21 protein-coding genes and 1 tRNA gene are annotated in these 22,569 nt (G+C 64.3%); 12 read left to right on the top strand and 10 right to left on the bottom strand.

Translation table 11 applies throughout. From position 1 onward, the window contains the following. The first annotated feature begins 115 nt into the window (after positions 1-115). From MOV80_RS05860 to MOV80_RS05845, 4 genes are all read left to right on the top strand, one after another. Positions 116-865 (top strand): GNAT family N-acyltransferase, encoded by a 750-nt coding sequence (locus MOV80_RS05860; protein WP_249604907.1) that lies wholly within the window; start codon positions 116-118, stop codon positions 863-865. 41 nt (positions 866-906) lie between these two features. Beyond that, positions 907-1,605 carry a tRNA (N6-threonylcarbamoyladenosine(37)-N6)-methyltransferase TrmO gene (tsaA, locus tag MOV80_RS05855; RefSeq protein ID WP_118268415.1) on the top strand — a complete coding sequence of 233 codons (699 nt, stop codon included), beginning with the start codon at positions 907-909 and terminating at the stop codon, positions 1,603-1,605. A gap of 56 nt (positions 1,606-1,661) precedes the next feature. Beyond that, positions 1,662-2,648 (top strand): Tim44-like domain-containing protein, encoded by a 987-nt coding sequence (locus MOV80_RS05850; RefSeq protein WP_249604906.1) that lies wholly within the window; start codon positions 1,662-1,664, stop codon positions 2,646-2,648. Positions 2,649-2,792: 144 nt separating this feature from the next. After that, complete coding sequence (locus tag MOV80_RS05845) at positions 2,793-3,986, top strand: EAL domain-containing protein (protein ID WP_249604905.1); 1,194 nt, start codon at positions 2,793-2,795, stop codon at positions 3,984-3,986. An 18-nt stretch (positions 3,987-4,004) separates the two neighbouring features. Here the strand turns inward: MOV80_RS05845 and MOV80_RS05840 are convergent, their stop codons facing one another. The 5 genes from MOV80_RS05840 to MOV80_RS05820 form a co-directional block, all read right to left on the bottom strand. Beyond that, positions 4,005-4,802 carry a DNA-binding protein gene (locus MOV80_RS05840; protein ID WP_249604904.1) on the bottom strand — a complete coding sequence of 266 codons (798 nt, stop codon included), beginning with the start codon at positions 4,800-4,802 and terminating at the stop codon, positions 4,005-4,007. A gap of 232 nt (positions 4,803-5,034) precedes the next feature. Next, on the bottom strand, positions 5,035-5,619 hold the full coding sequence (locus tag MOV80_RS05835) for a BON domain-containing protein (protein ID WP_240333840.1): 585 nt from the start codon (positions 5,617-5,619) through the stop codon (positions 5,035-5,037). After that, positions 5,616-6,206: a phosphoheptose isomerase gene (locus MOV80_RS05830; protein ID WP_118268419.1), complete on the bottom strand. Its 591-nt coding sequence runs from the start codon at positions 6,204-6,206 to the stop codon at positions 5,616-5,618. Before MOV80_RS05830 ends, MOV80_RS05835 begins: the two co-directional genes overlap by 4 nt. A 40-nt stretch (positions 6,207-6,246) precedes the next feature. Further along, positions 6,247-6,582 (bottom strand): YraN family protein, encoded by a 336-nt coding sequence (locus MOV80_RS05825; protein WP_019102462.1) that lies wholly within the window; start codon positions 6,580-6,582, stop codon positions 6,247-6,249. Next, entirely contained in the window at positions 6,582-7,700 is a 1,119-nt protein-coding gene (locus MOV80_RS05820; RefSeq protein WP_249604903.1) for a penicillin-binding protein activator, read from the bottom strand. Before MOV80_RS05820 ends, MOV80_RS05825 begins: the two co-directional genes overlap by 1 nt. 15 nt (positions 7,701-7,715) lie before the next feature. Here MOV80_RS05820 and rsmI point away from each other — a divergent pair, with 15 nt between their 5' ends. Both rsmI and MOV80_RS05810 read left to right on the top strand, forming a co-directional pair. After that, positions 7,716-8,591: a 16S rRNA (cytidine(1402)-2'-O)-methyltransferase gene (rsmI, locus tag MOV80_RS05815; protein ID WP_232060619.1), complete on the top strand. Its 876-nt coding sequence runs from the start codon at positions 7,716-7,718 to the stop codon at positions 8,589-8,591. A gap of 82 nt (positions 8,592-8,673) precedes the next feature. Beyond that, positions 8,674-8,758, top strand: a tRNA-Leu gene (locus MOV80_RS05810). 209 nt (positions 8,759-8,967) lie between these two features. Here MOV80_RS05810 and MOV80_RS05805 read toward each other — a convergent pair. The 4 genes from MOV80_RS05805 to MOV80_RS05790 all read right to left on the bottom strand — a co-directional run bounded on the left by MOV80_RS05805 (position 8,968) and on the right by MOV80_RS05790 (position 12,633). Further along, entirely contained in the window at positions 8,968-9,522 is a 555-nt protein-coding gene (locus MOV80_RS05805; RefSeq protein ID WP_052051875.1) for a DUF2939 domain-containing protein, read from the bottom strand. A gap of 257 nt (positions 9,523-9,779) precedes the next feature. Further along, on the bottom strand, positions 9,780-10,844 hold the full coding sequence (locus MOV80_RS05800; protein ID WP_249604929.1) for a TonB-dependent receptor: 1,065 nt from the start codon (positions 10,842-10,844) through the stop codon (positions 9,780-9,782). Positions 10,845-10,847: 3 nt separating this feature from the next. After that, positions 10,848-12,104, bottom strand: coding sequence for a TonB-dependent receptor plug domain-containing protein (locus MOV80_RS05795; RefSeq protein ID WP_249604902.1), 1,257 nt, complete (start codon positions 12,102-12,104; stop codon positions 10,848-10,850). Between the two features lie 58 nt (positions 12,105-12,162). Further along, the gene (locus tag MOV80_RS05790; RefSeq protein WP_043589560.1) at positions 12,163-12,633 is read right to left on the bottom strand and encodes an Lrp/AsnC family transcriptional regulator; all 471 of its coding nucleotides are present in this window, start codon (positions 12,631-12,633) and stop codon (positions 12,163-12,165) included. Between the two features lie 140 nt (positions 12,634-12,773). Here MOV80_RS05790 and kynB point away from each other — a divergent pair, with 140 nt between their 5' ends. The 6 genes from kynB to MOV80_RS05760 all read left to right on the top strand — a co-directional run bounded on the left by kynB (position 12,774) and on the right by MOV80_RS05760 (position 20,791). After that, positions 12,774-13,427, top strand: a complete 654-nt coding sequence (gene kynB / locus MOV80_RS05785) for an arylformamidase (RefSeq protein WP_161524408.1) — start codon at positions 12,774-12,776, stop codon at positions 13,425-13,427. Between the two features lie 8 nt (positions 13,428-13,435). Beyond that, the gene (gene kynU / locus MOV80_RS05780; RefSeq protein WP_161524409.1) at positions 13,436-14,689 is read left to right on the top strand and encodes a kynureninase; all 1,254 of its coding nucleotides are present in this window, start codon (positions 13,436-13,438) and stop codon (positions 14,687-14,689) included. Between the two features lie 134 nt (positions 14,690-14,823). Then, a complete protein-coding gene (locus tag MOV80_RS05775; protein ID WP_043640636.1) occupies positions 14,824-16,212 on the top strand; it encodes an amino acid permease in 1,389 nt (462 codons plus the stop codon). 246 nt (positions 16,213-16,458) lie between these two features. After that, complete coding sequence (locus MOV80_RS05770) at positions 16,459-18,231, top strand: ABC transporter transmembrane domain-containing protein (RefSeq protein ID WP_039756530.1); 1,773 nt, start codon at positions 16,459-16,461, stop codon at positions 18,229-18,231. Beyond that, positions 18,221-19,978, top strand: a complete 1,758-nt coding sequence (locus MOV80_RS05765) for an ABC transporter transmembrane domain-containing protein (protein ID WP_249604901.1) — start codon at positions 18,221-18,223, stop codon at positions 19,976-19,978. The genes MOV80_RS05770 and MOV80_RS05765 overlap by 11 nt, the downstream gene beginning before the upstream one ends. A gap of 18 nt (positions 19,979-19,996) precedes the next feature. Continuing rightward, positions 19,997-20,791 carry a TatD family hydrolase gene (locus MOV80_RS05760; protein ID WP_019104059.1) on the top strand — a complete coding sequence of 265 codons (795 nt, stop codon included), beginning with the start codon at positions 19,997-19,999 and terminating at the stop codon, positions 20,789-20,791. A gap of 15 nt (positions 20,792-20,806) precedes the next feature. On the opposite strand, the gene MOV80_RS05755 is transcribed toward MOV80_RS05760, so the two are convergent. Then, on the bottom strand, positions 20,807-22,438 hold the full coding sequence (locus tag MOV80_RS05755; protein ID WP_043589552.1) for a methyl-accepting chemotaxis protein: 1,632 nt from the start codon (positions 22,436-22,438) through the stop codon (positions 20,807-20,809). Between the last annotated feature and the right edge of the window lie 131 nt (positions 22,439-22,569).

The raw sequence follows: 22,569 nt of genomic DNA, 5'->3' as shown, positions 1-22,569 counted from the left end.
TAAATCCAGCTGGTAACCGCGACGTCAAGCGCCGGTCACCCGATAGTCATATTAAAGACATCGCCGCGTCAAACAAGCTGCCTAGCATGGGGCTCACCACAAAAGGGAGCAAAACATGCTGCTAAATGAACAGCTTGCCGTGAGCGCCAAACCGCGCCTGAGCGTGCGCGTGGCCAGTGAAGCGCAGGATATCCGCCGCGCGCAGAAGCTGCGCTTCGATGTGTTTGCCGGAGAAATGGGCGCGGAGCTCGCCTCGCACGATCTAGGCATCGATTGCGACGAGTACGACGAGTTGTGCGACCACCTGATCGTGGAAGACGCCGCCAGCGGCCTGGTGGTGGGCACTTACCGCATGCTGTCCCCGGCCATGGCGCGCCGCGCGCCCAGCCTGTATTCCGAGCACGAGTTCGATCTGACCCGGCTGGCCCACCTGCGCGCCGGCCTGATCGAAGTGGGCCGCTCCTGTGTGCACCGCGATTTCCGCTCCGGAGCGGTGATCGCCCTGCTCTGGTCCGGCCTGGCCGACTACGTTCAACTGCACGGCGGTCAATACCTGGCCGGCTGCGCCAGCGTGTCGCTGAGCGACGGCGGCCACCAGGCGGTCAGTCTGTACCGTCAACTGGAAGCCAAGCACCTGTCGCCGGCGGAATGGCGGGTGTTCCCCCACCTGCCGCTGCCTCTGGACCAGATCCGCGACGACGCCCCCTCCGCGCCGATGCCGGCGCTGATCAAGGGCTATCTGCGCGCCGGCGCCTATATCTGCGGCGAGCCGGCCTGGGACCCGGACTTCAACTGCGCGGACTTCTTCATGCTGCTGCCCATGGGCCGGCTGAGCAGCCGCTACAACAAGCACTTCGTCGGCTAGCGACAAGCGCTTGGCGCATGGTCGGATGCTACAATCCGGCCATGAGTTACACCTTTGAAACGATAGGCGTGATCCATTCGCCCTACCGCGAGAAATTCGGCATCCCGCGCCAGCCCTCGCTGGTCAACGCCGCCCGCATCACGCTGGAGCTGCTGCCGCCCTACGACCACCCCGACATGGTGCGCGGTCTGGACGCGTTTTCCCACGTCTGGATCAGCTTCGTGTTTCATCAAACCGCCGACCGCGGCTGGCAGCCGCTGGTGCGGCCGCCACGGCTGGGCGGCAACGCCAAAGTCGGCGTATTCGCCAGCCGCGCCACCCATCGCCCCAATCCGCTGGGCCTGTCACTGGTGCGGCTGCTGCGCGTGGACACCCAGCCCAAGGTAGTGCTGACGCTGGAGGGCGCCGACCTGCTGGACGGCACCCCGGTGCTGGACATCAAGCCCTATATACCCTTCGTCGAAGCCAGGGCCGACGCCCGCGGCGGCTTCGTCGATGGCCCTCCGCCGCAATTAAGCGTGGGCTGGGACGCCGCCGCGCGCGCGCAACTGACCGCCCCCGGCCTGCCGGCCGACTTCGCGCTGCTAGTGGAACAGGTGCTGGCCCAGGATCCGCGCCCGGCCTACCAGGATGACCCGGAACGGATTTACGGCGTGGCGCTGCACCAGTGGAATGTGCGTTTCCGCGTGGAAAAAAACCATGCGCAAGTCATTGAAATTCAGCCATTGACCCCGAACTAATTTTTTGCGCCCCAGTCATACCGGGGCGATACCAACCACTCAGGAAAAAAGTAAATATGACCACCCGCGCGAAGACGATCATGCTCGCCTTCACCATGGTTTCCATGTTGGCCGCTCCGTTCGCGGAAGCGGCCCGCCTAGGTAAAGGCAAGAGCGCCGGCATGCAGCGCTCGGCCCCCACCCGTTCTTACCAACAACAAGCGCCGGCGCGCCCGGTTGCGCCGCCCGCGCAAGCGCCCGCTCCGACCCAAGCTCAACCCAAATCCGGCCCCGGCATCGGCACCGCCGTAGCCGCCGGCGCCGCGGGCGCCGCCGCGGGTTACATGCTGGGCTCCGCCATGAGCGACAAAGGCCAGCAGCAAGCGCCGGCCGCGGCCAACGGCAACGCTGATCCGGCTCTCGCGGCGCAAGCCCAAGGCCAGCAGCCGCAGAAGAGCGGCGGCATGCCCTGGGGCACGCTGGCCCTGCTGGGCCTGGTGCTGGTAGGCGGCTATATGTTCTTCCGCCGCAAAGCCGGAGCGGCGCGTCCGGCCATGGCTGCACCGCAAGCAGCGGGCATGCCGCAGAATATGGGCGGCTATCAAGAACCGGCCCGTTTCGACTCCATCCCGAAAATCGGCTCCGGCCTGGGCGGCGCGCAAGCCGGCTTTGGCGGCGGCGTGATCAGCGAGGCGCCCGCGCGCCTGCCGGACGGCACCGAGACCCCGCACTTCCTGCGTCAGGCCAAGGCCACCTTCCTGCACCTGCAAAGCTTGAACAGCACGGAAAGCCTGGAAGAAGTGCGCAAGTACATGACGCCGGACCTGTTCAACGCCTTGCGCGAGGACATCGCCGGCAATACCGACGTGGCCGACTTCCCGCAGCTGGACTGCCAGCTGTCCGAAGCCAGCACCGAAGGCAACCGCTATATCGCCAGCGTGCGCTTCTCCGGCATGGTCAGCGAAGCCGTAAACGCGCCGACCGAGCCGTTCACGGAATACTGGCACTACATCAAGGACGACAGCACCAACGGCAAGTGGTTGGTGGCGGGTATCCAACAGTAATAAGGTTTTTAACATCTTTATCCAAACGGGCCTCTTGGCCCGTTTTTTATTTTTAATAGCGATGCACTAAACTGGAATGCCAATTGCTTCAGGCAAAAAAACAATACTGGCCATAGAGTCCACGCCACGGAGGGCAGCTATTCCATGAAAGAATTCGAGCATGCCGGCTTGAAACTCGGCAGTCACTTCCAGCCTATCTATAGCCTGGCTCATCGCCGCACGATAGGAATGGAAGCCTTGCTGCGCGCCAGACAGGACGCCTCCCCGCTCACGCCGGCGGAGGCCTTTTACTCCGTCGTCTCGCCCGAACGCCGCCACCAGTTGGATCTGGCGGCCAGCGAAGCCCATGCCGTCCGTTTCAGCCAGATGCAAAGCGACCATCCTTGCTGGCTGTTTCTCAATATCGACGCCGCCTCCTTGTCGCGCCCTGAACGCGCGATGGCCTTGGCCAACAGCATCAAGGCCGCCGGGCTGGACCCCAGCCAAGTGGTGCTGGAAGTGCTGGAACATGTGCTGGAAGTGGACGAGGCGCTGATTGAAGGGGTGAATGTACTGAAAGGCAGCGGGTTTCTGATCGCCATCGACGACTTTGGCGTCGGCCACTCCAACCTGGACCGCGTCTGCCAGCTAGAACCGGACTTGGTCAAATTCGACCGGCACCTGCTGCGCGCCGCCGTCCATCAGCCGCGCACCCGCAACCTGCTGGCCAAGCTGGTGCGGTTGATGCACGAAATTGGTGCTTTGGTGGTGGAGGAAGGGATAGAAACCGATCAGGACGTGCTGATCGCGCTGGAGTCGGGCTGCGATTTGGTGCAAGGCTATTTCGTCGCTCACCCCAGCGATCAGCCGGATCAGGACCACATCATCACCCCTCGCATCGATGAACGCTGGGATGAGCTGATGGCGCGCGAACTGCTGAAACGCAAACTGACCCGGCGCCAGATCGAGCTGGCGCGACAATCTTTTGTTCAAAGCGCCATCTCGCTCATGCAAGGCACGCCGTTCGACTTGGCCGCCAAGCCGATGCTGGCACTGCCGGACGTGGTGCGCTGCTTCCTGCTGGACAGCGCCGGACGCCAGATCGGCCGCAACCTGAACAGCCGCCAGCCGCGGGCCGCCGCCAATCCCAAGTTCGCGCCGCTGGTGGACACCACCGGCGCCGTCTGGTCGCGGCGCAGCTACTTTCAACATGCGGTGGACCAACCCGGCGTGCTGTATATGAGCGAGCCTTATCTGTCCATGACCGACACCCGCTCCTGCGTAACTATCTCGATGGCGATAGAAATCGACGAGATCATGCACGTGCTATGCGCCGACGTGCTGATTCCCCAGCACTGACGGCGGCCGCGCTACGCATCAACGAAACTTCAGAATATCCTCGGCGGCCGGTTGCGGCGTGTAGGCGGCCGTCAAGGAAGGTTCCTCGTCGCCGGGCTCCGGCGCGGCCATCGGTTTGGGAGGCGTTTTGATCCGAGCCACTTCCGCCTTCATCGCGGCGCTGGCACCCGCTTGCAGCAGTTCCCCGCGCAGCTTGGCCAGCGCGGTTTCCGCCGCCTGGCCGTCCGCGGCGCTCAGGCGCAACTCGTTCCGAGCCCGCAGCAACTGGCTTTTCGCCTCGGATAGCTCCCGCTCCAGTTCGCCGACTCGGGCCTCGGCCTTGTCCATACGCTCGCGGAATGCTTCCGCCTGCGGCTGCGCCACCGCCAGGTCCTGCGCCTGCTGCGCGGCTAAGGCTAGAGAGGAGGACAGTTGGCGGCGCGTGGCGTCCAGCTCCGCCGCCTGACGTTCGAAAGCGCCGGCAAGCTCGGCGCGCAGTTGATCCAACTCGGATCGCTCGCGCTCCCAGGCCGCCTGGGCGGCGCTCAAGCTGTCGTTGGCCAGCGCCTTGGCTTGCGTCCAGATCGCTTCCAACGCGGCCAGCCCCGCCTGGCTGACGCCTTCCGGCACCTCGCCGTCCAAGACCGCCGCCGTCGCCGGCTGCACTCGTCGCCAGTCTTTGAGCACCACGCTGGCGGCGTCCATGTCCACGCCCGCCAGTTGACGGACCTGGTCTACGGCGGGATGTCGCATGCGACCGGACTTCTCGTATAGTTCCGTCGCCGCCGCGATGATGCGCTCCCGCGTCTCCGCCGATATCTTGCCCGCCTGGTTCATAAAGCCGCGTCCTCGCCCATCTTTCCAACTGCGTTGCCGGTACGCCCGGCTAAAGCCGGGCATCAGAAATAGGCCGAAACCCGGGGTTTCGGCAGCAAGGCAGATTCCAGCAGAACCGCCGGCAAGCGGACATAGGATTTTTCCTAAAAAACCGGCGGTTCCTCGTCCCCCGCGCCGCCTGACAATGAAAAAGCCCGGCGTAAGCCGGGCTGGTCATCGCGGGACATCCGCGTTACTGCGCGATGTCGTTGATGTATTCGAACAGTGTCACTACTTTTTGCACGCCGGAAGTCTCGCTGACCACCTTGGCCGCCGCCGCGCCTTCGGTCTGAGTCACCATGCCCAGCATGTAGACCACGCCGCGCTCCGTCACCACCTTGACGTTGTTGGGGTTGTAGCCCTTGCCGTCCAGCAGGCGCGTGCGCGCCTTGCTGGTCACCCAGGTATCGCTGCTGCGCTCGGAGAAGCCGGACGACGGCGCCACTACCGTGTAGTTGAACACGCGGCGCACATTGGGAATGCCGCGCGCGGTCAGTTCCGCTTGCTGGCGCGCCTGCTCGCTGGGCACTTCGCCGGTCAGCAACACCGCGCGGTTGAAGCTGGTGGTGTTGACGTGGGCGGACGGCAGCAGTTTGCCGATCTGATCGGCGGCTTTCAGTTCAATGCCCTGATCGTCCACATAAGCGCCGCTGGTGCGACGGTCGGTGGCCACCAGAGCGCCGCCCGCGGCGCCTGCCGCCACTACGCCGAAACAACCGCTCAAGGCGCTGCTGAAACCAGCAGCCAGCAATACCGCGAATACGCGACGCTTCATCATTCACCTCCCAACAGCATGTAATCAATGGTGTCGCACAAGGCGTGGACCACCAGGGTGTGCACTTCCTGAATCCGGCAACGGCGCAACGCCGGCACGATCAACTGAATGTCTTCCGGCGACAGGATCTCGGCCACTTTGCCGCCGTCCATGCCGGTCAAGGCGATCACGCTCATGCCGCGCTCGTGCGCCGCGTAGATGGCTTCGATCACATTGGCGGAATTGCCGGACGCCGAAATCGCCAGCAGCAAATCGTTGGTATGCCCCAGCGCGCGCACTTGCTTGGAAAACACCATGTCGAAATCGTAATCGTTGCCGATAGCGGTCAAGGCGGAACTGTCTGTGGCTAGCGAAATCGCCGCCAATCCCGGCCGCTCCTTCTCGAAGCGCCCCACCATTTCCGCGGCGAAGTTTTGCGCGTCCGCCGCCGAACCGCCATTGCCGCAGGCCAGAATCTTGCCTTCGTTCATCAGGCAAGCCACCATCTGTTCCGCCGCCGCGGCTATCGCCGGCGACAACAGCTCCATCGCCTCTTGCTTGATGGCGATGCTTTCCAGGAAATGCCCGCTGACGCGGTCAATCAAATCCATGGGACATCCTTATCTCTCTAGGGCCTGTCGGCCCATAGCACTACATGAAAATATTCTGCAACCATTGCGGCTCCGCCTCGCCCACGGTCAACACCGCGTCAAAACGGCATGGCGCGTCTATTCCCTTTTGGGACAGATAGACCTCGGCGGCCAGCATGAGTTTCCTTTGCTTGGCCGCGCCTATGCTCGCGGCCGCGCCGCCAAAGGCCGCGCTGGCGCGATGGCGCACCTCGATGAACACCCAGTAGCGCCCATCGCGCATGATCAGATCGATTTCGCCGCCGCGACAGGACCAGTTGCGCTCCACCAGCGTCAGACCCCGCCTCAGCAGCCAGGCCAGCGCCCTATCCTCGGCGAGCCGGCCCTGGAGATTCACTACGGCTGCTCCAGGCTTAGCACCGCCATCGGCAGTTGGCGCTCGAACAGACGGTCGCGCCCCAGCCTCAGGTCGCCGGTGACGCCGTCCAGCCTCAGCCCCGCCGGCTGCCTCGCGCCAGCCAGCAACACCGCCAGCCTCCAGGCGTCCACGCCCAGCGCGTACAAACGCTCGGTCTGCATCGTCAACGCCGCCGCAGGCCGCGGATAGCGCTTCACCGCCGGGTGCTCCGGCATCAGGAACCAGGGCATGTCTATCACCCTCACTCCGGCCAAGGCCGCCGCGCTGCCCCGGCCGTTAAGCTGGGAGGTGCCGTACACTTGCAACTCCGGCGCCAGCGCGGTCTTGACGATGCCCGCCTCGTGAGCGTCCAGCGCCATGAACACCGCGTCCGCGCCGGCCTCCGCCTGCAGTATCGCAGGCAAGCTGTCCTGCTTGGCCTCCAAGGCCATGGGCGACTTGCCTCGGCTCAGGACCCGCCACTCGTCGATGAAAGCCTGACGCAACCGCTGGGACAGGTTGTCCGCGCCGAACAGCAGCAAGGGGTTGGCCCGGCCGTCTTCATGCATCAGGCGCGCCACTTGGCGCGCCTCGCCTTCGACGATCAGCGACAAAGAGAACAGTTTGGGATTGGCCGGCACTTCGCGGCCTATCGAATTCAAGGCCAGCGTGGGCACAGACACCAGCGGCGCCACCGCGGCGATGGCGCCGCGCGACAACGGGCCTATCACCACATTGACCCCGCCGGCCAGCGCCTGACGGTAGCTGGCCACGGCGGTGTCCTCGGACGCGTCGATGGGCACCAGCTCGGCGTTCTGATCCACGCTCGCCGCCGCCTCCACCCCGCTGCGCACCACCGCGGCGGCTTCGCCCAGAGTGGCTGAGCCGGTGGGCAGCAGCAGGCCGACGCGCAGGCGGCCGTTGGCCGGCTGCGGTTTCGCCGCCGTCGCGCTGGCGTCGCGCGGCGCGGCCGCCGGAACAAGCGGCTTAGGCGCCGGCTGGCCCAGCAACTTGAGCGGCGCGGTGTTGCTTTGGATGATATAGTCCGGGGTTTGCGCCATTGTCGGCGTCAACCAAGTCATCAAGACGCCAACCAACAGCGGAGTCAGTCTTTGCATACTTCGTTCGCTCATCTGCTTGAATCAGCCAGGGAAAGTTTCTGTCGCGGCACATTATATGTGGTGGCCACGCCCATTGGAAATCTGGCGGACATCAGCGCCCGCGCCTTGGCGGCTTTCAGCGCCGCCGATGTGGTCTGCGCCGAGGACACGCGCGTCACCGGACAACTGCTGTCCGCCTACGGCATCCACGCTAAACGCCTGGTCAGCCTGCGCGAGCACAATGAGCGCGGCATGGCCGAACAAGTGGTGCGCTGGCTGTCCGAAGACCAAATCGTGGTGCAGGTGTCGGATGCCGGCACTCCGGCGGTGTCGGACCCCGGCGCGCGGCTGGCGGAAGCGGTGCGCGCCGCCGGCTTGCCGGTGCGGCCGGTGCCCGGCTCCAGCGCGGTGATCGCCGCCTTGTCCGCCAGCGGTCTGACCGCGCCGTCCTTCCTGTTTCACGGTTTCTTGCCGCCCAAAAGCGGCGAGCGCCGCAAAACGCTGCGCCAATGGCAGTCCGCGCCGCATCTGACCGTGTGCTACGAAGCGCCTCATCGCATCGTCGACACCCTGCGAGACATCGTGGCGGAGCTAGGCGCGGAACGCCGCGTACTGCTGGCGCGCGAGCTGACCAAAACCTTCGAGACCTTCCGCAATCTCCCCGCCCAGGAAATGTTGGAGTGGGTGGAATCCGATTCCAACCAGCAGCGCGGCGAGATTGTATTGATCCTGGACGCTGCCCCGGCGCGCGACGAGACCGATGACGCCGTGCCGGAAGAAACCGTGCGCGTGCTCAAGCTGCTGGCGGCGGAATTGCCCACCAAACAGGCCGCCTCCCTGGCCGCGCAGATCTGCGACGGCAACCGCAAACAGCTCTACGACCTTGTGCTCAAACTGAAGCAGGATTGAGCCGCCGCGAAGCTCCTAGGAAAAAAGGATTTACAAAGCGATTTGCTATCGCTATCATTCGTGCTCTCGGAATGCCGAAGACGCCCGGATGGCGAAATTGGTAGACGCAGGGGATTCAAAATCCCCCGCCGCAAGGTGTGTCGGTTCGAGTCCGACTCTGGGCACCAGCGATTTGGCAGGCCGAAACCCCAAAAACCCCGCACAGCGCAAGCTATGCGGGTTTTTTGTTGTCTTCTCTACTTAGACACGATCTCGCTGACTGAGACGAGACAAGACGAAACCCGCTGAGAAAGCGGAATGCGCCGATCGCGCATGAGCATTTCCAAGCGGGTTTCAACACCACACGGCCAACATGTAGCGGATCGTCAACAGCTTCTTATTCGGGTAGCCGCACCGCCGACAATTTCCAGCCGAACCAGCCATCGCGCTTGAAAACCAAGCCCAGGGACTGTTCGGGTTTCTCCTTCTGTTTCACCGTCACCACGAAGCGGTCAATGTCTTCATAGCCCATGGCCGTATCCACGCCGGCGCGCCGATCTTCCGATGCGCCGCCGCCGGTCGCCGGTTCATCGGCGCCGCCTTGCGGCAGACCCGGCTTGGGCTTGATCCCCCGCATCATCAAGGCCAGGCTTTCCGGCGTCACCATGGCGTCCACCACCGGGGCGACCACCGCGTCGGCAATGGCCGCGCCCATCGCCGCCAGCGGGTTCTTGTCCTTGGATTGGTTCAGGTCCAGCACCGATTTGGGCACGACGGACTCTTTCAGACTGTTGCGCAAGGCCGGGTAGTCCACAAAGCCGGACAACTTGGCCGCGTCGCGCGCATCCAGCGCCTGCTGCATCCCGCGCACCGTCAGATACGGCGTCGCGTAGAACCACGCCCCCAAGGCCAACACCGCCGCGCCCAGCGCCAGCTTCACTTTGATGCTCATGCTTATCCCCCTGAATCGAGCGGCCGCGTCCATACGGCTCATAAAGTCTACAGACCGCCGGCCGGCGCGCAGATTCCCGCCGGCCACGGCAAAAAACGCGCGGCCGGTTTCCCTGAGCCTGTTCAAAGCCACGCGAGCAAGAACGAGACAAGGCGAAAACGAGCGGAAAAGCGGAATGTACACGTGGTACATGAGCATTTTGAGCTTGTACTCACCGTGCAACCCTCCACGAAGCGCAGCAGGCTTTGAGCAGGCTCTCAGAAACGCGCCTCCATCCCCATCCGTATGGTCCGCCCCGGGATCGGCATGCTGATCACGGAGCCGGGATCCACCGCATAGCGGTTGGTCAGGTTATCCACATTGAAATTCACGTTGACTTGCTTGTTCAGGCGGTACTCGATGAACAGGTCCACCAAGCGTTCGGACGCCAGTTCCAACACCGGTTGCGCGCCAGTGCCCTTGAGCCAGTCCGCCGGATTGGTCTTGCCCGAATGGTAACGCCAGCGTCCGCCCACGGTCAGATCGCCGTTCAACAAATGCTTGCCGGCGGAAATCACGTACACGCTCTTGGGCGGGATGCGGGTCGGGATCAGACTCCAGGCGAAGCCGTTCGGATTGCACACCGAGGCGTCGCGCCGGGTCGCCTGGTTCACCGAACATACTTCCGGCTCCAGGTAGCGAGTGGCGGCGGCTTCCACGAAGAAGGACGGGCTATGGTAGTCCAAGCCGAATTCATAGCCGCGCAGTTCCACCTTGTCGTAGTTGAGGAAGGTCAGATTGCCCTGCCACGACGGCATGCCCGGCGTCCGGTCCAGCCAGGCGCTGGAAATATAGTCCGCTACCTTGTTGTCGAAATAGGCGGCCTTGAAGCCGATGCGCTCCTGATCGCGGAACACGTTCTGGAAACTCGCCTTAAGGCCCAGTTCCAGGTTCAGCGAACGCTCCGGCCGCAAGGGGTTGTAAGGGTTGTAGCTGAAGACCTCGGACGAGGTGGTTGTTTCGTACAGGCTGGGGGTGCGGTAGGCGCGGCCGCCTTTGGCGTAAACATCCAGCCACTTGGCAAGATGAACGTCCACCTGGCCAGTCAGGTCCAGCTTGGGCGCGTAATCCGCTTCCAGATTGGTCGCATAGTCGCGCGTGGTCGAACCATGCAGATTCGTGCCCAGAGAGAAGCTGGCCCAGCGATAGGACAGGACGGCGTTGGCGAACAGGCTGCGCTCATTGCGCACCCCGTTGCGCGACGCTTCCAACGTCCTCGGCTGCTCGGTGTAGCGGCTGGTGGGCTGGGTGCGCTCCTGCTGGAAGGCTAGGCCGTAGCTCAGGCTCTAGGGCAGGACATCCAGTTCCGACCGGTTGAGCACATTGAAACCGTGACGCTTGTTGTTGTAGGCATGCATGTACTGATCGCCGTAGGAGGCGCCGGGGCGGCCGGCCCATAAGCCGTTGTGCTGATCCAGATCCGCCTCGGTGGCCCACAGGCCCAAGTTCAGGTCGATAAGCTTGTTGTCGCTGGGCGTATAGCTGTAGTTGGCGCTATAGGCATGCACGACGGCGCTGCCCAGCGCCCATTGCGGCATCGACTCCACCCCCGGCGGCAGCTCTTGGAAATTCTTGTCGTTGGAATTCTTGTACCAGTAAGCGGCCAGCAGTTCGCCAGCTTGCTGACGGTGGCGGCGGAAGATCAACTTCAAGCGCTGCGCGTCGTCCAGCGCGAAGCCCAGCTTGGCCAACAGAGAGTCGCTCTCGTAACTGGTGTTCACCACCTCCTGACCGCGCGACACCACCGCTTCCGGGTAGCCCTCATAGCCATGGACGCCGGCGAAGTAATTACCGGTGCGCCGCTTGCTGTAAGCCAGCAGAGCATCGAGGCCAGGCTGCCGATAAGCCAACGCCAGCGTGGCCGAACCATTGTTGAACACTCGCGGGCTGAGGCCGTTGTTCAATTTGTAATAAACTTGGTCGCGCTCGTCTCCCGGCACTGCGGGCATCTTGTTATTGTTGTACAGGCTGCCTTTCAACAGTACGCCGAAATCCTTGCCGGGGCGAAGCACGTCCTCGACGCCCAAGGTGCGCATCTGCACCAGGCCGCCAATCGCGCCGCTGGAGAAGGCGCCGTTGCTGGCACCCTCCTCCACGCTGACTTTGCTGATCAGGTCGGAATCAATATAGGTGCGGTCGCTGGTGCCCTGGTAACCGCGGGCGGTGTGGGTGGATTGCAGGCTGCCGTCTATCAATACCGGCACCCGGCCTTCGCCTTGCAGACCGCGGATGCCCAGGTCGATGGCGCCGGCTTCGTTTCGGATATTGTTGACCTGCACACTGGGCAAGGCGGAAAAGATGTCGGCGTTGCCAGTGCCGCGCGCGCGGCGCAATTGCGCCGCATCCAGTTCCTCGCCATGCAAAAGCGCGCGTTTGCGCTCGGCGCTGACGTGAACGGTTTCCAGTTGCGGCGCGAGCTCGGCGGCCAACAGGGTTTGCGAATGGGCTGCCGACAATAACAGCCAGGCGGGAAGGCTCCAGTATTTCATGGTGTGGATGGAGTGGGGTTCAGGAGCGCCGAAGTTAATGCTAATGATTCTCATTAACAATGGTAATTATGCCAAGCCCCCCCCCCGCGCCAGCCACACCGTCGGTGCGAGGCTATTTACCGTCCAGCGGCACTTCCCAGCGCTGATCCTTGAGCGTGCGCATTACGATGTAGGAACAGATGTCGCGCATGCCGGGAATGCGGTTCAGCCGCTCCACGATGAAACCGCTGAAAGCGGCCAGATTACGACAACGGACGTGCAGTACATAGTTGCTGGGACCGGCGACGATGTAAGCGGCGGCGATTTCCTCGAACTGCTGGATGCGGTTCATGAAATCTTCGTGCCAGTCCTCGCGCGCCCGGTCCAAGGTCACGTGCACGATGGCCTCCAGCTCGTAGCCGAGCAGGGCCGGGTCCAACTGCGCGTGATAGCCGCGTATCAGACCCTGGCTTTCCAGCGCTCGCACCCGCCGCAGGCAGGCGGACGGAGACAGGGCTACCTGATCGGCCAGGTCCTGATTGCTGAGCCTGGCGTTGTGCTGCAATGCGGAAAGAATCCGGCAATCTATCGCATCAAGTTGCATTTGCAATTTCCCATCGTTATCTGTCCATTCCGCTGCAGTTCCTGCGAAAAGCATGCCATTGGCAAGACCAACTTGCAATTTCTGGCGGATGCCTTGGTGCTAGCATGATTCCAAGCTTTTCGCCTCTCTGGAGCCGCTCCATGTTGCTTGATATCAGTCCCCCGCTGCGCGCCGGCCTGCCGGTCTGGCCCGGCGACACCGCTTTCGACGCCAGCCCCGCCTGGCAGCTGGACGCCCACTGTCCGGTCAACGTGGCGCGGCTGACCCTGTCTCCGCATAGCGGCGCGCACGCCGATGCGCCATCCCACTTCCAGGCCGCCGGCCAAGGCATAGGCCAAGTAGCGCTGGACGCCTACCTGGGGCCGTGCCGAGTGATTCACTGTCTATCCCCCGGCCCGCTGATCCGGCTGGAGCAGATCCAGTCCCGGCTCGCAACCCAACCCACTCCGCTGCCGCCGCGCCTGTTGATCCGCAGCTACGCGCGCTACCCGCTGGAGGCCTGGGACGCGGACTTCCCCGGCGTGGAGGCCGCCGCCATAGATTGGTTGGGCGGCCAGGGCGTGCGCCTGATCGGCGTCGACACCGCCTCGCTGGACCCGATGGACAGCAAAACCATGGACGCCCACCACGCCACCGCGCGCCAGCGCATGGCCATCCTGGAACAATTGCTGTTGGACCACGCGCCGGAGGGCGATTACGAACTGATCGCGCTGCCTCTGAAGCTGATGAACCTGGACGCCAGCCCGGTGCGCGCCGTGCTGCGGCCCTTGCCCGTTTCCACCCCTCTCGTGTAGGACCCGCCATGAAACACACTCGCGAAGCTTGTCTCATCGCCGATCAGCAAGATCCGCTGGCCGGCTTCCGCCAACGGTTCAACCTTCCGGCCAACACCATCTATCTGGACGGCAACTCGCTGGGCGTGCTGCCCAAGGGCGCGCTGGAGCGCAGCCAACAGGTAATCACCCGCGAATGGGGCCATGACCTGATCCGCAGCTGGAACACCGCCGGCTGGTTCGACATGCCGACGCGGCTGGGCGACAAGCTGGCGCCGCTGCTGGGCGCCGGCCCCGGCGAAACCGTGGTCACCGACACCACCTCGCTCAACTTGTTCAAGGCGCTGGCGGCGGCCTTGCGCATCCAGCGGCAAACCCACCCAGAACGCAAGGTGATCCTGTCCGAGCGCGACAACTTCCCCACCGATCTCTACATGATCCAGGGCATGATCGAATTCCTGCAGCAGGGCTATGAACTGCGCTTGATCGACGAGGCGCTGCCGCTGGAACAGGCGCTGGACGACAAGGTGGCGGTGCTGCTGCTGTCCCACGTCAATTACCGCACCGGCTATCTCTACGATATGGCCGCAGTGACCCACAGCGCTCATCAATGCGGCGCGCTGGCGATCTGGGACCTGGCCCACGCGGCCGGCGCGCTGCAGGTTGACCTGAACGGCGCGGACGCCGACTTCGCCGTCGGCTGCACTTACAAATATCTGAACGGCGGCCCGGGCTCGCCGGCCTTCATCTGGGTCGCCCCGCGCCATCAAAACGCTTTCTGGCAGCCCTTGTCCGGCTGGTGGGGCCATGCCAAGCCCTTCGAGATGGCCGCCGACTACGCGCCTGCCCAGGGCATCCGCCGCTTCCTGTGCGGCACCCAGCCCATCGTGTCGCTGGCCTTGCTGGAGTGCGGTCTGGATGTGGCGCGAGAGGTGGACAGCCAACAGCTGCGCGCCAAATCGCTGGCCCTGACCGATCTGTTCATCGAGTTGGTGGAGCAACGTTGCGGCGGCCACCCGCTGACTCTGATCACCCCTCGCGAGCACGTGCGCCGCGGCAGCCACGTCAGCTTCCGCCACCCGCAAGGCTTCGCGGTGATGCAGGCGCTGATCGCCAACGGCGTCATCGGCGACTACCGCGAGCCGGAAGTGCTGCGCTTCGGCGTCACCCCGCTTTACCTGAGCCATGCCGACATCTGGGACGCGGTGGAAATCCTGCGCGAGATTCTGGACAGCGGCAGTTGGGACCGACCGGAGTTTCATCGCCGCGGCGCAGTGACCTGAGCCCGGAACGGTGCGACGGCCCCTGCCGCCGCGCCTCTACAGAGCCGCCGCCCGCGATAGCTACGCAGCCGGCGGCTCAACAGCGCAAGGGACGTTAGATCCCGCAACAGCGCCATCTACAGAGGAGAAACATCATGAGCAGCTTCCAGGACATCAAAGACAGAGAACAAGGCTTGCAACGTCGGCTCACCGCCGGACAGATGAGCATGATCGCCATCGGCGGCGCCATCGGCACCGGCCTGTTCCTCGGCAGCAAATTCGCCATCGGCTTCGCCGGACCCAGCGTGGTGCTCAGCTACGCCATCGGAGGCCTGATTACCTTGTTGCTGATGGGCTGTCTGGCGGAGATGACGGTGGCGCACGCCACCTCCGGCTCCTTCGGCGCCTACGCCGAGCACTACGTCAGCCCCTTGGCTGGTTTCCTGGTGCGCTACAGCTACTGGGCCTGCGTGGTGCTGGCGGTGGGGACCGAAATCACCGCCGTGGCCGAATACATGCGCTACTGGTTTCCAGACACCCCGCCCTGGATCTGGATTCTGCTGTTCTCCAGCGCGCTGATCGGCGTCAACGCCGCCAGCGTCAAGGCCTTCGGCACCGTGGAGTACTGGTTCTCCTCCATCAAGATCTTCGCCATCCTCGCCTTCATCCTGATGGGCTGCTACGTGGTGTGGGGCAGCGGTAATCCGGCTTACGGCGCGCACAACTTCAGCGCCGACGGCGGCTTTTTCCCCAACGGTGTCTGGGGGATGTGGGTGGCGGTGGTCATTTCCATCTTCAGCTATCTGAGCGTGGAAATGATCGCGGTGGCCGCTGGCGAGGCCGAAAATCCGGAGCAGGCGGTGCGCCAGGCTTTCCGCGCCACGATCGCGCGGCTCGTGGTGTTCTACCTGCTGTCGCTGAGCCTGATCATCGCCATCGTGCCCTGGGGCCGCATCGGCTCCGGTAACAGCCCCTTCGTCACCGTGATGCAGGTGCTTAATATTCCCTACGCAGCCGGCATCCTCAATTTCGTGGTGGTGGTGGCCGCTCTGTCGGCGATGAACAGCCAGCTCTACATCACCACCCGCATGATGTTCAGCCTGTCGCGCGCCGGCGACGCGCCTGTAGGGCTGGGCAAACTGAACCCGCGCGGCATTCCGGTCAACGCGCTTCTGCTGTCCACCAGCGGCATCGCGCTGGCGGCGGTGCTGTACGTGCTGTTTCCGCAACAGGCGTTCACGCTGATGATTTCCTTGTCGATGTTCGGCGCCATGTTCACCTGGCTGATGATCTTCTACACGCATCTTCGCTTCCGCCGTCATCATGATCAGGCCGGCGGGCTGGATCTGCCATTCAAGATGCGTCTGTTTCCCTACAGCACGCTGACCGGGCTGGTGCTGATGCTGGCGATCATGGTCACCACCGTCTTTACCGAGGTCTTCCGACTGACCCTGGTCTTCGGCCTGCCCTTCCTGCTGTTGCTGGTCGTCCTCTATCACAAAGTGCGCAGGCCGCGGCTGACGCCCGCGGCGCAAACGAATTAAGCCCAGTTGCGAAATCGCCAGGCCGGGTCCGCTCGGCCTGAGCTTGTTCAAAGGATTTCGCGCATGAGCGGAACAAGGAGAAAACAGCTGGAAAAGCGTAATGCGCAGGTGGTACGTGCGCATTTCGAAACCCTTTGCAATACCGTATCGCAGCAACACGTCAGACTTTGAACCGGTTCTGACACCGCTATCGGATTCGGCATAGAATGTTCGACTCGATACCCCATCCGGATGCCCGCCTCCGCCATGTCACGCCCGTCCGATCTCACCTCCGGCGCCAGCCTGTCCGCGTTGCTGCGCGGCTTCGTCCTCCGCCATTGGCCCTACTACCTGCGCGCGGCGTTGATGCTAGCCGCCGTGGCGGTGCTCACCGTGCTGATTCCGCGTCAGATCGGCCAAATCGTCGACCTGCTGGCCAAGGGCGAGCTTGGCGGCCCGCAGCTGCTGCGTGAGTTGAGCTGGCTGCTGCTGTTCGGCGTGGTGATCTATTTGCTGCGCGCCGGCTGGCGGCTGCAATTGTTCGCCGCCGCCTACCAGTTGGGCGTGGAGTTGCGCACCCGGCTGTATCAGCGGCTAAGCCGCCAGGGGCCGGGCTTCTACCATCACCAACGCACCGGGGACCTGATGGCGCGCGCCACCAACGACATCGACGCGGTGGAAATGGCCGCCGGAGAAGCGATGCTGGCGGGCTTCGACGGCAGCCTGACCCTGGTGATGGTGCTGGCGATGATGACCTTGGGTATAGACTGGCGGCTGGCCGCCGCCGCGCTGCTGCCCTTCCCGCTAATGGCCTTCGCCTTCTGGCGCATCACCCGCCGCGTGCATCAGGCTTGGGCCGGCTCTCTGCAAAGCTTCAGCCGGCTCAACGACCACGTTCAAGAGACGCTGAGCGGAGTGCGCACGCTGCGCACCCTGGGCCTGGAGGAACGCAACAGCCGCGAACTGGCCGGCCTGGCGGCTTCCGCGGCCGACAACAGCCTGGAGGCACAACGCTGGGAGGCGGCGTTCGAACCGGTGGTGGGGCTAACCCTGAGCACCGCGGCGGCGGCCACGCTAGGCGTGGGCGGCTATCTGGTCTGGCAACAACAACTGACCATAGGCGCGCTGACCAGCTTCAGCATGTATCTGGGCCAGTTGATCTGGCCGATGTTCGCCGCCGGCTGGGTGTTGTCGCTGCTGGAGCGCGGCCGCGCCGGCTGGAACCGGCTGGAGCCCGTGCTGAGCGCGCCCGAGTCCGTGGACGACAGCGGCTCCAACACAACGGAGCCGGCTGGCGAACTGCGCTGGCACAATCTCGACTTCACTTACCCGGGACAGACGACGCCGGCGCTGCGCGCGATCGAACTGCGCCTGAGCCGTGGCCAGACCCTGGGCATCGTCGGCCCTACCGGCAGCGGAAAGTCCACGCTGCTGCGCCTGCTGCTGCGCCAATATCCGCTGCCAGCCGGCAGCATCAGTTGGAACGGCGTGCCGCTGGAGGAATACAAGATGGACGCCTTGCGCGCGGCGATTAGCTGGGTGCCGCAGGAATCTTTCCTGTTCTCCGCCTCGGTGGCCGACAATATCGCGCTGACGCGGCCGGACGCCTCCGAGCGCGATATCGAACGCGTAGCGCGGCTGGCGGCGGTTCACGACGATATCCTGCGTCTGGCTCAGGGCTACGCCACTCCGGTGGGCGAAAAAGGCGTGGCCTTGTCCGGCGGCCAGCGCCAGCGCCTGGCCATCGCCCGCGCGCTGCTGGCCGACGCGCCGCTGCTGCTGCTGGACGACGCCTTGTCCGCGGTGGACACCCAGACCGAAACCCAGATCCTGCACCATCTGCGCGAAGCGCGCCGCGGCCGCAGCGTGATCATCGCCAGCCACCGGCTGTCCGCGGTGGCCGACGCCGACCACATCATCGTGCTGCAGCACGGCGGTATCGCCGAAGTCGGCAGTCACGAGGCCTTGCTGCAACTGAACGGCTGGTACGCCAGCCAGTGGCGCTACCAACAACTGGAGGCCAGCCTGGATGAAATCTGATCAATCCGCGATCAATCGGCGCCGGGCGGTGGCCCTGCTGCGCCAATCCGCCGCTCCGGAAAACCGCCATGTGCTGTGGGGCACGCTGTGGCTGATTGCCGCCGCGCTGATGGAAGCGCTGTCGCCGCTGCTGGGCAAGGTGTTCATCGACCGCTACCTGCTGCCGCGCACGCCACAGTGGCTGGAAATGGGCCTGCTGCTGCTCGCCTGTCTGATGGCCGGCTACGCCGCCTCCAGCCTGCGCTATCTGCAACTGGTGCGCCTGTCCGGCGTAGCGATGCGCTCGGTGCAAAGGCTGCGCGAACAGGTCTACCGCCACGTGATCCGGCTGCCCATGGCCTTCTTCGACAAGGCGATCACCGGCCAGCTGGTCAGCCGCGTCACCAACGACACCGAGTCGGTGAAGGCGCTCTATGTGCAGGTGCTGTTCGTGATGCTGGACAGCAGCATCGTCGTGATCGGCGTGATGGCGGCGATGGCCTGGCTGGACTGGCGGCTGATGCTGCTGGCGGCAATGCTCCTCCCGGCGATGCTGGCCATCGTCTGGCTGTATCAGCGCTGGAGCGCGCCGTCGGTGACGCGAGCCCGCGCGCTGCGCAGCGACATCAACGCTCAGATGGCGGAATCCATCTCCGGCATGAGCGTGCTGCAAGCCTCCAACGCCACCGGCCGCTTCGCCGAGCGTTTCGATCAGGCCAACCACAATTACTACCGGGCGCGGATCGCGGAACTGAGCGCCAACGCCTGGCTGCTGCGGCCGGCGCTGGACTTACTGAAAGTGCTGCTGCTGGCCGGGGTGATCTACAGCTTCAGCCAACGGCCGCTGGGCGCGCTGCAGATAGGCGTGCTCTACGCCTTCATCAGCTATATCGGCCGCATGGTGGACCCGCTGATCCAGATCACCATGCAGTTCAGCCAGCTGCAGCAGGCGGTGGTGGCGGCGGCGCGGGTGGATGCGCTGCTGCAGGAACCGGCCGCGGCGGCCGGCCAGGGCCGCGGCCGCATCGGCCGGGGCGCGGTCAGCTTCCGCCGGGTGAGCTTCGGCTATCAGCCGGAGCGGCCGGTCTTGCCCGATCTGTCGCTGGAGATTCCGGCCGGCGGCTTCATCGGCATCGTCGGCCACACCGGCAGCGGCAAATCCACCTTGCTGTCGCTGCTGCTGCGCTTCTACGCGCCGCAAAGCGGCGAGATACTGATAGACGACCAAGCGCTGGCCACTTTCGACGACGCGGCCTTCCGCGACGGCGTCGGCCTGGTGCCGCAGGAACCCTTCCTGCTGGCCGCCAGCGCCCGCGACAATATCGCCATGGGCCGCCCGCTGTCGCAACAGCAGATCGAGGACGCCGCGCGCGCCGCCGGCGCTCACGACTTGATCCTGGCGCTGGAACAGGGTTACGACACCGATATGGGCGAGAGCGGCTCGCGGCTGTCCAGCGGCCAGAAGCAGTTGATCGCCATCACCCGCGCGCTGGCGGGCCGGCCGCGCATCCTGCTGCTGGACGAGGCCACCTCCCACATCGACAGCGAAACCGAGCAGCTGGTGCAAAGAGCGCTGGAACGGCTTCGCGGCCAGATCACGCTGATCTCCATCGCCCACCGGCTGTCCACCATACGCGACGCCGACCGCATCATCGTGCTCAACCATGGCCAGATCGCCGAAACCGGAAGCCACGAGGAATTGATGACCGTGGGCGGCATCTACCAACGGCTATACTTGCTGCAGCAATTGCAGCCGGAAGCCGGCTGAACCAGCGACGACTCCGCCATGCACCGTTTTCTCTCCCCGCCCGCGTCCGACGCGCTGATCGACACCCACTGCCATCTGGACGCGCCGGAGCTGGCCCCGATGCTGTCCGCCGTGCTCCAACGCGCGCGCGCCGTCGGCGTGGGCCAGATCCTGGTGCCCGCGGTGCGCGCCGACACCTTCGCCGCCGCCGCCGCCCTGCGCCGCGACCACGGTTGCTGGATAGGCTTCGGCCTGCATCCCATCTATCTGGAACGGCATCTGGACGAGCATCTGGGAGAGCTGGAGCGCGCGCTGCGCGAACAGCGGCCGGAAGCGGTGGGGGAAATCGGTCTGGATTTCTATCTGCCGGAACTGGACCCGGCGCGGCAGGAAGCCTTGTTCGTCGAACAGCTGAAGCTGGCGCGCAAATACGCGCTGCCCGTGGTGCTGCATGTGCGCCGCTCGGTGGACCGCGTGCTCAAACATCTGCGCGAGCAGCGCGTCGAGCTAGGTATCGCCCACGCTTTCAACGGTAGCCCGCAACAGGCGGAAGCAATGCTGCGCCAGGGCATGAAGCTGGGCTTCGGCGGCGCGATGACCTACTCCGGCTCGCAGCGCATCCGCCGGCTGGCGGCCACTCTGCCGCTGTCCGGCCTGGTGCTGGAAACCGACGCGCCGGACATCCGCCCCGAGTTCGCCCAGGACCGGCCCAACGAGCCGGCCCATCTGGCCGCCTTCAGCGCTCTGCTGGCCGAACTGCGCGGCGTGCCGGAGCCGGAGCTGCGCCGTGCCTTGCGCCGCAACAGCCTGGACGCGCTGGGCATCGTCGGCTGACATACCCTCCCAATCTCAGGTGCGGAAGCGCCTGAGATTGGAGTCTAGGTCCACCGACAACTGCTGCAACTCCTGCGACAGCTGGCTGGCTTGGCCGGAGGCTTTGGCGGTGCTCTCGTTCATCTGCGCCATCTGCTCTACATTGCCCGCCACCAGTTGACTGGCGTGGCTCTGCTCCTTGATTGCGTTGGCGATATCGGTGATGCGTTCCACCGAATGCTGCGACAGCTGATGGATTTCACGCAGCGACTCGGCCACGCTGGAGGTGCTGCTGACGCCGCTTTCGATACGGGCATTCGCCTGCTGCATGCTCTGGTAGGCTCGCTGGGTATCGGTCTGCACCCCTTCGATATGGGTGGATATTTCCGTAGTGGCCTGGCTGGTACGCTCGGCCAGCTTGCGCACTTCATCCGCCACCACGGCGAAACCGCGCCCCATCTCGCCGGCTCGCGCGGCTTCAATCGCCGCGTTCAAAGCCAATAGATTGGTCTGGTCCGCGATGTCGCGGATCACCCGCACAATGTCGCCGATATCGCTGGAGCGCTGATTCAACTGGTCCATCACCGTGGAGGTTTCCGTAATGCCACTAGCGATCAGCTGGATCTCGCTGGCGGCTTTTTCCGCCAGGCCGTTGCCGCGGTCCGCCTGCGCCATGGTCTGGCGCGCCTGGCCTTCCACATCGCGGGTGTTGTCCGCCACCAGATTGATACTGACCGACATCTGCTCGATCGCCGCCGCGCCGCTGGCGGCGGACTCCGCCTGATTGGCCGCGGCGCCGGACACCTGGGAACTGACGTCGGCCATTTGTCCGGAAGCGTTGGCCAATTGGGTGGCGTGGCCCTGTGCTTCCTGCACCAAGCGGCGCACCGTGCCGACCAAGGAAGCCAGCGACTCGCCGACGCTGCCCAGCTCGTTACGGCCAAAATCCGGCAACTCCAGGTTCAGATCGCAGGTTTGCGCCAACTGCTGCGCGGAGTCCCGCATCTGCAGCAAGGGCACGCGGATGGAGCGGATGATGTACCAGGACACCACTAGGCTGGCCAGCAAGCCGATCACCACCGTGGCCAGCAACTGGCTGCGCACCGCGTCCGCCGAAGCGTCGATCTGGCTGCGCAGCCGCGCCACCGCGTCGGAACCGCCCTTGGCCAGCTTGGCTGAGACTTCTTCCATCTGGTGGATACTGCTCTTGTACTGGCCAAACGCCTTGTTGGCGTCGCTGGTGCCGGCAAGCTCCTGCTTGTCCACCTTGGCCCCCACTGTCTTGAAACCATCCGCGTAGCTGTTGAGCAGTCCGTCCAGCGCCGTCAGTTGCTGTGTGGCGTCGCCGTTCAGCGGGTGAGTGCCGGCGTTCTTGATCGCCGCATGCGCGCCCTCCAGCGTTTTGCCCCATTTCTCGCTGTACTCGGCGCGCTTGGCCGCATCTCCCATATTGATGAAATAATCTTTCTCGAAACGCCGCAGATTGCCCATATGCTGCTGCAACTCCACCACGTCGCGGTAAAAGGCCAGCTCATGGGTGCTGACATCCTCCACCCGGCTGGAAATACTCCCCAGACCGATGAAAGCCAGCAGGCTGGTCACCGCCAGCGCCACCAACAACAAGGCGAAACCCAGGGTAATCCGGGCCGCAATCGTCATATTCCGCATTTATACACTCCCCAACCAAACTGTATTTTTTGGATTTCCGCCGATCAAGTCCGCGGTTTCGCCGCGATTGTAAACCAAGCCGTTTGTGGTTTTACCCGCATGACTCCGGCAAGTTTCACAGTCTGCACACC

This window comes from Chromobacterium sp. IRSSSOUMB001 (assembly GCF_023507765.1).
Taxonomy (GTDB): domain Bacteria; phylum Pseudomonadota; class Gammaproteobacteria; order Burkholderiales; family Chromobacteriaceae; genus Chromobacterium; species Chromobacterium haemolyticum.
This window is presented reverse-complemented; position numbering and strand designations above follow the sequence as displayed.